Annotated in this window: 8 protein-coding genes; 3 read left to right on the top strand and 5 right to left on the bottom strand. The window is 46.9% G+C overall.

What is annotated here, in order from left to right:
• The first annotated feature begins 341 nt into the window (after nt 1–341).
• Complete coding sequence (locus tag QZ938_RS03765) at nt 342–1,226, top strand: Uma2 family endonuclease (RefSeq protein WP_293352665.1); 885 nt, start codon at nt 342–344, stop codon at nt 1,224–1,226.
• A 94-nt stretch (nt 1,227–1,320) separates the two neighbouring features.
• On the opposite strand, the gene QZ938_RS03760 is transcribed toward QZ938_RS03765, so the two are convergent.
• The gene (locus QZ938_RS03760) at nt 1,321–1,803 is read right to left on the bottom strand and encodes a GNAT family N-acetyltransferase (protein WP_293147112.1); all 483 of its coding nucleotides are present in this window, start codon (nt 1,801–1,803) and stop codon (nt 1,321–1,323) included.
• 122 nt (nt 1,804–1,925) lie between these two features.
• Nucleotides 1,926–2,993 carry an NAD(P)/FAD-dependent oxidoreductase gene (locus QZ938_RS03755; RefSeq protein WP_293352675.1) on the bottom strand — a complete coding sequence of 356 codons (1,068 nt, stop codon included), beginning with the start codon at nt 2,991–2,993 and terminating at the stop codon, nt 1,926–1,928.
• Nucleotides 2,994–3,248: 255 nt separating this feature from the next.
• Here QZ938_RS03755 and QZ938_RS03750 point away from each other — a divergent pair, with 255 nt between their 5' ends.
• Nucleotides 3,249–4,094 (top strand): YaaW family protein, encoded by an 846-nt coding sequence (locus tag QZ938_RS03750; protein WP_293147114.1) that lies wholly within the window; start codon nt 3,249–3,251, stop codon nt 4,092–4,094.
• A 45-nt stretch (nt 4,095–4,139) separates the two neighbouring features.
• Nucleotides 4,140–5,783 (top strand): O-antigen ligase, encoded by a 1,644-nt coding sequence (locus QZ938_RS03745; protein ID WP_293352663.1) that lies wholly within the window; start codon nt 4,140–4,142, stop codon nt 5,781–5,783.
• Nucleotides 5,784–5,989: 206 nt separating this feature from the next.
• Here the strand turns inward: QZ938_RS03745 and glmS are convergent, their stop codons facing one another.
• The 3 genes from glmS to QZ938_RS03730 form a co-directional block, all read right to left on the bottom strand.
• Complete coding sequence (gene glmS / locus QZ938_RS03740; RefSeq protein ID WP_293147117.1) at nt 5,990–7,933, bottom strand: glutamine--fructose-6-phosphate transaminase (isomerizing); 1,944 nt, start codon at nt 7,931–7,933, stop codon at nt 5,990–5,992.
• A gap of 379 nt (nt 7,934–8,312) precedes the next feature.
• Nucleotides 8,313–8,558, bottom strand: a complete 246-nt coding sequence (gene psaC, locus QZ938_RS03735) for a photosystem I iron-sulfur center protein PsaC (protein ID WP_015175986.1) — start codon at nt 8,556–8,558, stop codon at nt 8,313–8,315.
• A 262-nt stretch (nt 8,559–8,820) separates the two neighbouring features.
• Entirely contained in the window at nt 8,821–9,726 is a 906-nt protein-coding gene (locus QZ938_RS03730; RefSeq protein ID WP_293352661.1) for a CoB--CoM heterodisulfide reductase iron-sulfur subunit B family protein, read from the bottom strand.
• Nucleotides 9,727–10,426 lie beyond the last annotated feature (700 nt).

Genomic DNA, 10,426 nt, shown 5'->3' with positions numbered 1-10,426 from the left:
TAGTGAGGACTTTACCCCTCATAGAAGAAAGGACTAAAGTCCTCACTACAAACCTACTGATATGTTCGTAGTGAGGACTTTACCCCTCATAGAAGAAAGGACTAAAGTCCTCACTACAAACCTACTGATATGTTCGTAGTGAGGACTTTACCCCTCATAGAAGAAAGGACTAAAGTCCTCACTACAAACCTACTGCGCCCGGTTACTATATGGTTCTTGATTGCTTTAATTCCATTTCCCTTTTTCGTTATTCCTTATTCCCCTGCACAAATCGATCGACAGTCGCTATGCTGTTGTAATAGAGCACCAGTCCGATCGCACTTGTCGATCGCGTATCAGCCATGACCCAAAGTCTCAGTGCGACAGGCATACCCCCCGCCTTCCCCGATCACACTCAACTCCCAGAATCTGACGGTACTTTTGTGAAAAATTTCCAAGAGCATCCCCAGAGCATTTTGCTCACTGACTCCCTAGAAAGCACGCTGCAAACTCTTCATCCTGACGGACAATATGCGATCGGGCAAGATTGTGGCATCTACTGGCGCGAAACCGACCCACCAGAAAAGGGTGCCGAAGCGCCTGACTGGTTCTACGTCCCTAACGTTGGGCCCCTCGTGGACGGCGAAATTCGTCGCTCTTACGTGATTTGGCGCGAGTATATGGTGCCAATAATTGCGATCGAGTTTGCCAGTGGAAATGGTTCCGAAGAACGAGACAATACACCTTTATCTCGTTTACCAGAAGGTACTACTCAGAAACCAGGGAAGTTTTGGGTATACGAACAGATTATCCGCATTCCCTACTACGCCATCTATGTAATTAAAACTAGCCAACTCGAAGTTTACAATTGGGTGAACGGCTGCTATCAGCGATTGGAACCGAACGATCGCGGACATTACCCGATCGACCGCATGGGTGTAGAGTTAGGCCTATGGGAAGGCAGCTATCAAAATCAGACACAGCGGTGGTTGCGCTGGTGGGATAGTGATGGGAATTTGTTGCTGACGGGGAGCGAGCAAGCTCGACTCGAACGCCTCCATACCGAACAGGAACGACAGCGGGCTGAAGTTGAAAGTCAGCGGGCTGAAGCTGAAAGCCAGCGGGCTGAGCGCGCTGAGCAAACACAACGAGATGCGATTCCCCAACTGCTGGGAATGGGTTTGACTGTCGAACAAGTTGCCCAAGCGCTTTCGCTGTCAGTCGAGGATGTGCAGCGTTTGGGATAAAGCTCTGCTTCTTTGTCCTTACTATTAGATCTCTGGCATAATTGTTGTGGAACAGGCAGGATGCCTGTTCTTGACTGTATTTTTTGCCAGAAGTCTATGGCAACAACTTCTCCATAAATACAAGACATGAACTATCGTTGTATCTATCAATTGGATAAAAGCCCAGCTTCCTATAAAATTTGAGTGCCTCTGGTTGTCGCTCTTCGTTTGCTAAGTCAAGCCTAATCTTTCCATAACCTGCTGCGAGTGCGAAATCAAAGAGTATTTGAGCCATTTTCGAGCCTAATCCCTGTCCTCGATACTGTTTGAGAAACCACATCCGCTTGAGTTCGCAGATTTCACGATCGAGTTTTCGGATTGCTCCGGTGCCTACAACCTTTTCGCGATCGACCAATACCAAAAATGTGCCGTTATTGTCGAAATAGTGCGATCGCACATTGTCAATATCAGACATGGAATCGTAGCGACTCAACTCATCCTCGGTTAATACGCCCTGCCAAATTTCTAGAGATACCGCCTTAACTACTTGCTTAGCTTGTTCAATTTGATGCTGCCCGATTCGTTTAATCTCAACCATTTGCTTTGCTGTAAATCTTCACTAAGCTGTCGCATACTTAAATTGTATGTTTAGGGCGGGCGAGACGCCCACCCCACAGGACTTTTGTTAAACTTTACCCTACAAGTTAAATGCACTTGGGCTTACGAATTCACACTGAAATCTAAGGGCAAATCTTGCAACTGAGAATCAACCCAAACAGCCGCAGCAACTCCCGATCGCAAAGCAGCTTCAATTTGACCTTCCCCGCACAAATCCCCCGCACACACCAACGGCAAAGTTTCTTGGGCTACCAAACAAGAAACAGGTAAAGGATTCCGACAAAAAGCATAGCGCCAGCGGTGAACCTGCAACCATTCCGGCTGATTCAGCCAAGGGATTAGATGTTCGGAAGCCCGATCGAGCAATTGCTGTCCTACGGTTGGCAAATCAACTGATTCGAGATGGCGATCGGCAAAATCACCGCTACTGTGAACCACAAACACCGGCTGCTGGGAGTCTAGCCGCTTGCTGCTGTCCAAACCAATCCAACCTAAATCAGCATCATCGGGAAAAGCAACCGATTTCCACTGCGGATTTAAATTGCTTAAATCTTGCTGTTTTGCAGCAGAATAGCCAGCCATAACTGTAATGCAAGCGTCGTATTCTACAGAGCGCAATTTGTCAATAAAATCAGAGGACAAACCAAGTTCTGCATCCAAAAACATTAAAGCTTGAGGAGCAGGAATTGCCACCACCACAGCCCTAGCAATTAATTCTTGAGGTAGCTCTAAATTGTCGTCGGTAACTTCCAGAGCAAGATGCCACATTTCACTCTCAGTACGAGAAATCGCTTTGACTCGGCGGCCGTACCAAACGTCTAAACCCTCTGCGATATACTTACCGACAGCATTCATCCCAGCAGGTGCGACATAACAAGAACTAGGGATAGATAATATTTCTCCTTGTCGGAATTCTCCCACGCTATCCGTCCAGAGTTGCAAGATCTGCCGATCGACCAAAACATCAATTAACGCCTGCACCGCATCCCCCTGCGGCTCCAAATAGCGAGCTCCGTGATCGGCCCTCGTGCCATGTACGCGGCGAGTAGCGACTCGTCCGCCGGGGCCGCGAGATTTCTCAACAACCGCCACAGAATAGCCAGCCAGACGCAACTGTCGAGCACAAATCAGCCCCGCCATCCCCGCACCGATCGCCACAACATCGAACATAGTTAAACTGTCAGGTATTTTTGATTTACCAATCAGCATAAAGGCTGCGGGTCAAAAGATGCTCTGCACCACAAACATAAAAGCCCAAAGCCGTAGCGGGGCGTAAGCCATCGCCCTCCGCCAGGTAGTAAAATAATCGACAGGTAAGATTAGTTAAAAAAAATGTAGCGATCGGCAACTTCCAAAGCGCGCAACTCAGGGACAATCTAAAATCTAAAATCTACAATCTAAAATGGTATACGGGAGGGCAAAATCTTGGACGAACTCAGAGCAGCACTAGAATTGACAACAGAAGAAGAATTGCAGCAACTAACCGAACTTCTGTTCAGTCGCAAGTTTAACCCTTTAGATTACGTGCAAACTCCCGCACCCATAGACGTACAAAGTCGCGATCGCGAAGCATGGCTAGACGCCGTAGAACAAAGGTTTCGCTACCTTGCAGCCGACGGGTTGACGGTACTGAGAGGGCGAACCGAACAAGTAACTTACAGACAAGCACTAATTCAAGTTTGCCGCTATCTCAAAATCCCTTATCCCAAACAGTTGTCAACCACCGACTTAGAGGCAGAAGTATTTCTGCATTTAATGGGCCGCACCTGGAAGCGTTTACCCAAAGACGAACAGCAAGCCCTGACAGTCCGCGTACAGCGAGCAATTGTCGATGCTAAACTTTCTGAACCGTTGCCAATTTCTGCTGAAAAAGACCCGCTCGGTTTGCTGTTCAAAGGTGGTAGCGCTTTAGCCGTTAGCTCAATTTTAAAACCCATGTTGCTGAAATTGATGGCCAATCAATTTGCGCTGCACTTTGCTACCTATCAAATGGCCACACAAGCAGCGATCGCAGGGACTGCAACCGCAGCAACCCAATTTCAAAATTATGTCGCAATTCAGACGGCGCGGCGCGGTATGGCAGTAAGTGCTGCTCGTTACGGTGCAACGCGGAGCGTGTTTTCATTGCTCGGCCCGGTGATGTGGACTTGGTTTTTAGCAGATTTGGGTTGGCGATCGATTTCTACGAACTACGGGCGCATTATCCCGACCATTTTTGCCTTAGCTCAAATTCGCTTAACGCGATCGGAATGCGTTTGGGAACTAGCCTAGCGATGTTGGATTTTGGATGGAAGAATTGAATAATTGGGAGTTGGGGTGAATATCAAAAAAATGTGGAAATTAGCTGCAAAACAGACAGCCAAAAATCTCAATTCTCACCTGCAAAAACATCCCGATCGCCGCCTGCAAATCCCTTGGAATTGCGCTCAAATTGGGATACTGATTTTTCCGACAATTCCGATTTTGGGAGCTTTAGGAATATTCCTGGGATTAGTCGGCACTTGTCAGCAAAAATTCCGGCAAATCTGCCGCAGCCCGCTGAATCGAGGATTCGCAATTTTGAGTGTGCTGCTAGTCATCACGACGATTTTTGCCAACAACCGCATCGAGGCTGTTTTAGGCCTGTGCAATTTTTGGCCATTCTTTATATTGTTTGCTGCTTTCAGCAGTTTAATTCAAACTCCGGCTCAGTTGCGACAGTTGTCTTGGATAATAGCAATTAGTGCAATTCCCGTAATAATTTTGGGTTTGGGACAGCAATTTTTAGGTTGGAGCGGCATCGATCAATTGCAGCCTGTTTTTGGCTGGGTACTGGAACCAAAAGGCAATCCCCCCGGCCGCATGGCTTCTGTATTTATGTACGCTAATATTTTAGCCTGCTATTTAACAATTGCTTTTATTTTAACACTCGGATTGTGGATGGAAGAAGTCAGTTGTCAGTTGTCAGTTGGCAGGAAGAAGGAAGAAGGAAGAGGGAAGAAGGGAGAGGGGGAGAGAGGGAGAGGGGGAGATTTGCCCAATAACCAATTACCGATTCCCAATTCCCAATTACCAATGCCCAATGCCCAATGCCCAATTCCCAATGCCCAATGCCCAATTCCCAATGCCCAATTCCCAATGCCCAATTCCCAATGCCCAATTCCCAATGCCCAATTCCTATTTTTAAGTTTTGCAGTAGCAGGAAATGCTGTTTGTTTGATTTTCACTAATTCTCGGAATGCTTGGGGATTGGCAGTTTTGGCAGTTTTGGGTTTTGCATTTTATGCTGGTTATAAAAAAATATTAGCTGCGGTTTTTAGTGCGGTGGGTGCAGTGTTTTTGTCGGCGTTTGGCCCGGAACCGCTGCGGCAATATTTACGAATAATTATCCCGGCTTTTTTCTGGGCGAGACTCACGGATGAAATGTTTCCAAATCGCCCGACTGCTACTTTGAGAACTACTCAATGGGAATTTGCTTGGTCGATGGCTCAGCAGCGTCCTTGGACTGGTTGGGGATTGCGAAATTTTACGCCTCTCTATCAAGAGAGAATGCACGAATGGCTGGGTCATCCTCACAGTTTGATGTTGATGTTGGCTGCGGAAACGGGATTGCCGACAACGCTTTTGTTATTTGGTTTAGTTGGCTGGGTTTTGGCTAGGGGTGTTTTGCTGTTGGTGAATTGGCAGGTTTCTGCTGTGGATATTAAACAGGAGCAAATAGCAACTCTCGAAGCACCAGAAAATAATTTACTTCTCAATCAAAATTCAATATCTACTAGCACTAATCAGGTGATTTGTCAAGATGTCGCAAATGCCGATCGCCTAATTTTCTTCAGCTATTTACTAGCCTTCGCCGCCTGTACGCTGTTTAACACTGTAGACGTGACGCTGTTTGATTTGCGGGTTAATACTATAAGCTGGCTGCTGTTGGCGGCGATTTGCGGAATAGGGAATCGGGCATCGGGCATCGGGCATGAGTAATTATATCATGTCCGATCGAACGCTCTCGGAGTTTGTAGTGAGGACTTTAGTCCTTCTATGGATGCGGACTAAAGTCCTCACTACGAACCTTTTTTATTATGGTAATCGACCGGGCTTGATATTATTGGTTGTTGGTTATTAGAGCGAACAACTAATAACTAATAACTAATAACTAATGACTAATGACAACTGTCAACTGTCAATTATTATTCCACCGTCACCGACTTCGCCAAATTGCGCGGCTGATCCACATCCAAACCTCGGCGCGCGGCAATGTGATAAGCCAACAATTGCAGCGGAATCACTGTCACAATCGGCGACAACAATTCATCCACCAAAGGCACCGGCAAAACGTGGTCAAAAATATCAGCTTCCGCCGCGCCTTGCTTGGGCGTAACGCCAATTAAACGGGCGTCGCGGGCCTTGGCTTCCTGAGCGTTGGAAAGGACTTTTTCGTAGACGCTTCCGGGCATTGCGATCGCCACTACAGGCACTTTAGCATCCAAAAGGGCGATCGGGCCGTGTTTCATCTCTCCCGCCGGATATCCTTCAGCGTGAATGTAGCTAATTTCCTTCAGTTTCAGCGCCCCTTCCAAAGCAATCGGAAAGTTAATTCCCCGCCCTAAAAAGATAAAATCTTGGGTTTCAGTAAACTGGTGCGATAATTCCTCCACATACTGTTCTTGAATCTCCAAAAACTTCTCGATTTGGGCTGGTAACTGGCGCAAACCAGTAATAATTTCTGCCAATCTCTCGTTACTTATAGTTTGCCGCTGGTGCGCCAAATCCAAAGCTAAGAAATAGAAAGCCATCAACTGAGTTACAAAAGTTTTAGTTGCGGCAACGCCAACTTCTATCCCAGCGTGGGTGTGGATAATGTGCGGCATCATGTGGGCGATCGAGCTTTCAGTCCTGTTAGTAATGCCCAACATTCGCGATCGAAATTTATCGGTAAAAGCCGCACGACGCTGCTGTTCCATCCCCAAAGCAGCCAGCGTGTCCGCCGTTTCTCCCGACTGAGTTACCCCAATAATTAAAGTATTTGCTGTCAGCGGTGCGGGCGCGTAACGGTACTCAGAAGCGTACTGCACAGCCGTGGGAATATTAGCTAACTGTTCCAACAAATATTTGCCAATTAGCGAGGCGTGCCAGCTCGTTCCGCAGGCGAGAATGGAAATTTGTTCGACATCGGCACAAAGTTCTTTTGGCAAGTTGAGATTGATGGGAGAGCCTGGATTTCCGGGCTGCCAATCGCTGTCTAAATAAGTCTCCAAACAAGCTCGAACGACTGCCGGCTGTTCGTAAATTTCCTTGTGCATGAAGTGCTTGAAGCCCTGTTTCTCGACAGAAACCGGATTCCAGCCGAGCAGGCGCGGAGTTTTTTTCAGCCTTTGCCCTGCAAAGCTGTAAACTTCTACTCCCATCGGAGTTAGTCTTGCCAATTCGCCATTTTCGAGGGACAAAACAGCGCGGGTGTGAGATATTAACGCTGGCGTGTCGGAAGCACAGAAAAATTCACCTGCACCAAAGCCAATCACCAAAGGAGCTTGCTGTCTGGCGACAATTATTTCGTCTGGAAAATCTGCACAAATCGCGGCGATCGCAAAAGCTCCTTCTAACCGATTTACCGCCTTTGAAACCACGTCCAAAAACGACAACTCAGTAATTTCCTCTGCTGTTGGATCTTGTCCTTCTTCCTTCTTCCTTCTTCCTTCTTCGTTCTTCGTTCTTCCTTCTTGGAAAATTTCAGCTATTAAATGAGGGATAACTTCTGTATCCGTATCCGAGACAAATTTATGTCCCTTGGCTTTCAATTCTTCGCGCAACTCGCGATAATTTTCGACAATTCCATTTTGAACTACGGCAATTCGCCCGCTATTATCTAGGTGAGGGTGAGCGTTATATTCCTCTGGTTTGCCGTGAGTTGCCCAGCGGGTGTGTCCGATACCGATGGGAGCGGGAGAGTCTATCTCTGCTAGCTTTTCCCGGAGGTTGTGCAATTTGCCTTTTGCTCGGATGCAGGTAATTTTTCCTTCGGAGATGGTGGCGAGGCCTGATGAATCGTAACCCCGGTATTCCAGTTTCTCCAATCCTGATAGCAAAATCTCGCTTGCTGCTTGCGTGCCGATATAACCAACGATTCCGCACATTTAAGGTACTACTCCTGCTTAGCGATCGCGATAAAACCCAATTTTTATCATTTTTACACCAGTTGCAAAAAAGAATGCAACTGTAGGGAAGCTCTCAACCATGATACTCAGTCGATTTTAAATTTGAGATTTTAGATTTGACTTGCAGCTTTGAATTTGGAAGCTGGAACTAAGATCTAAAATTTTGATTCCGATCCTGACGCTCGCGTCGGGGGCTTGCGCCTGTTTGTTGCCGGTCATCGAAAATCCAAAATCCAAAATCCAAAATTGTATTAGCTTCTTCCTGTCGCAGAATGCAGATTCCGCGACAAAAAGAGAGGGGGCAATTTAATCGCCCCCTCTCCTGTGCTCGTAACTCGATCGACAGTTCGATCGATATTTAGTAAGCTAGACCCATACTGCGAGTGGTTTCTGCTCCCAGGTAAACCCGGATGCTCAGAAAATCGGTAGGGCAAGCTGTTTCGCAACGCTTGCAACCTACGCAGTCTTCGGTGCGGGGAGAAGAGGCAATCTGAGCTGCTTTGCAGCCATCCCAGGGCACCATCTCCAAAACGTCAGTCGGACAAGCGCGGACGCATTGAGTGCAGCCGATGCAGGTATCGTAAATTTTGACTGAATGAGACATTGAATAAAGGCTCCCAACGAGTCACTAAAAATTTGCTGGCTCTGCGAATTAACAGATTTGACGGCGAGGTGCCACCGCTATAGCCTGCACAGAGAATCAAAGGCTAGTCTACCGCAGTGCTTGGAAGCACTTCGCGAAAAAGCGACAAAACTTCACAGTCGATCGCACTTGGAGTGCTTTGTAACTAGGTTCGATCGTTCGGACTTTAGTCCTATCCGAGTTAGAAAGGACTGAAGTCCTTACTACGAACTTTTATAAACGACTAAAAGCCTAACTTTTCCAATACGGGCTTTGTGGAAACAATATGTCTGTCGAGTCCTAGTTTTTTCGGCTCCACACCCAAAGCCAAAGCCACCAATTGCGGTAAATGCAGCACCGGCAAACCCAATTTGCGATCGATGACTTTTTCCACTTCCGGCTGCCGCGAATCCAAATTCAAGTGACAAAGCGGACAAGGAGTCACCATGCAATCAGCTCCATTGTCAAGAGCATCTACAATATGTTTGCCCGCCATCTGAAAAGATTGGTTAGTGGCATAACTCGCTAGCGGCCACCCGCAACACTGCGTCCGCCCTCGATAATAAACCGGAGTTGCCCCGATCGCCCGAAACACATTTTCCATCGATTCCGGTTGGTGCGGATCATCGTAAACCAGCTTATCCTGAGCTCGCAGCAGATAACAGCCGTAAAAAGCCGCACACTTCAAACCCGAAAGCTTGTGAGTGACTCGCTTTTGCACTTCCTCCAAGCCGTAATCAGCAACGATCGCCCACAGGAGATGTTTCACCTCGGTACTACCTTGATAAGGCGAACAGCCTTGTTTTTCCAGCAAACCGTTGACTTTTTCTACGTAGTTGGGATCGGTTTTTTGGGATTCCTTGAGGCGATCGTCCACATGACCAATTACCCCTTGACAAGTGCTGCAATGGGTGAGCAAAGGCAAATTCAGTTGCTCAGCCAAAGCAATATTGCGGGCGTTGACGGTATCTTCCAGCAACTGCGAATCTTCCTTAAAAGTACCAGAACCGCAGCAGGAAGCTTTTTTGAGTTCCACCAGTTCGATCCCCAAGGCTTGAGTCAGCGCTTGGGTAGAGAGGTAAAGTTCGCGGGCGGCCCCTTGGGCGACACAACCAGGAAAGTAAGCATATTTGAGATTTAGGGATGGCATAATTGTTGCTGCTGGGGAGACAAGGCAAGGGACAAGAAAGGAGGGCGATCCTCTTCGAGGGCTGCGCTAACGAAGTTGGGATGCTTCCTCTCATATCCTTACCCAGTTTTAGACAATTATGAGTCAATCGTTGAGGCGGGTAGCTATTAACCAACACGATCTAACCCAGAGTATGTTGACAATACTCCGGACAGAATTTGGGCAGGTTTTGAGGCTCAAACCCATATCCCGCCGTGGGTGGGATCTTTTTATTCAAAGTTAGGGCTCAAGCTAACTTTGAATAAAAGGCTCAAGCCTTAAACTGCAAGCTCTGAAAGCCTTATAGAATAGTTCAAAAAACTGTCCGGAGTATTGCATGGAAATTCAGAAGGACGATAAGACTAAGTAGTGCTTGACATAAAAAGAAAAACAGGTGCATAATATCTTCATAGGCATAAATTATACCTACCTACGGGATCATACATAATTAGACTTCAGGGTTATCAATGAGGCAGTAGTTGGAAACTCTTGGTTTGCATCCAAAGTTAAGTTTTCATGACCTTCTGTGCTGTCTCATACGATCTGCATTTTATTTAGATCGTTAGGCAAGATATCCTATCTTGACTATCTCGTAACAAATTTATGTCAAATTTTCCGGAAATTACGTAGATACACCAGCCTAATCAGAAGGCTAACCATTAAACTACCCAGGATAACTTAA

The organism is Microcoleus sp. CAWBG27 (assembly GCF_020883145.1).
GTDB lineage: Bacteria > Cyanobacteriota > Cyanobacteriia > Cyanobacteriales > Microcoleaceae > Microcoleus.
Note: the sequence above shows the minus strand (reverse complement) of the source record. Positions and strands in the feature narration are given on the sequence as shown.

Excerpts from the sequence above, each read along its gene's own strand:
- QZ938_RS03760 (WP_293147112.1), bottom strand. The coding sequence starts at position 1,803 with ATGGTTGAGATTAAACGAATCGGGCAGCATCAAATTGAACAAGCTAAG.
- glmS (WP_293147117.1), bottom strand. The coding sequence starts at position 7,933 with ATGTGCGGAATCGTTGGTTATATCGGCACGCAAGCAGCAAGCGAGATT.
- QZ938_RS03755 (WP_293352675.1), bottom strand. The coding sequence starts at position 2,993 with ATGTTCGATGTTGTGGCGATCGGTGCGGGGATGGCGGGGCTGATTTGT.
- QZ938_RS03765 (WP_293352665.1), top strand. The coding sequence starts at position 342 with ATGACCCAAAGTCTCAGTGCGACAGGCATACCCCCCGCCTTCCCCGAT.
- QZ938_RS03730 (WP_293352661.1), bottom strand. The coding sequence starts at position 9,726 with ATGCCATCCCTAAATCTCAAATATGCTTACTTTCCTGGTTGTGTCGCC.
- psaC (WP_015175986.1), bottom strand. The coding sequence starts at position 8,558 with ATGTCTCATTCAGTCAAAATTTACGATACCTGCATCGGCTGCACTCAA.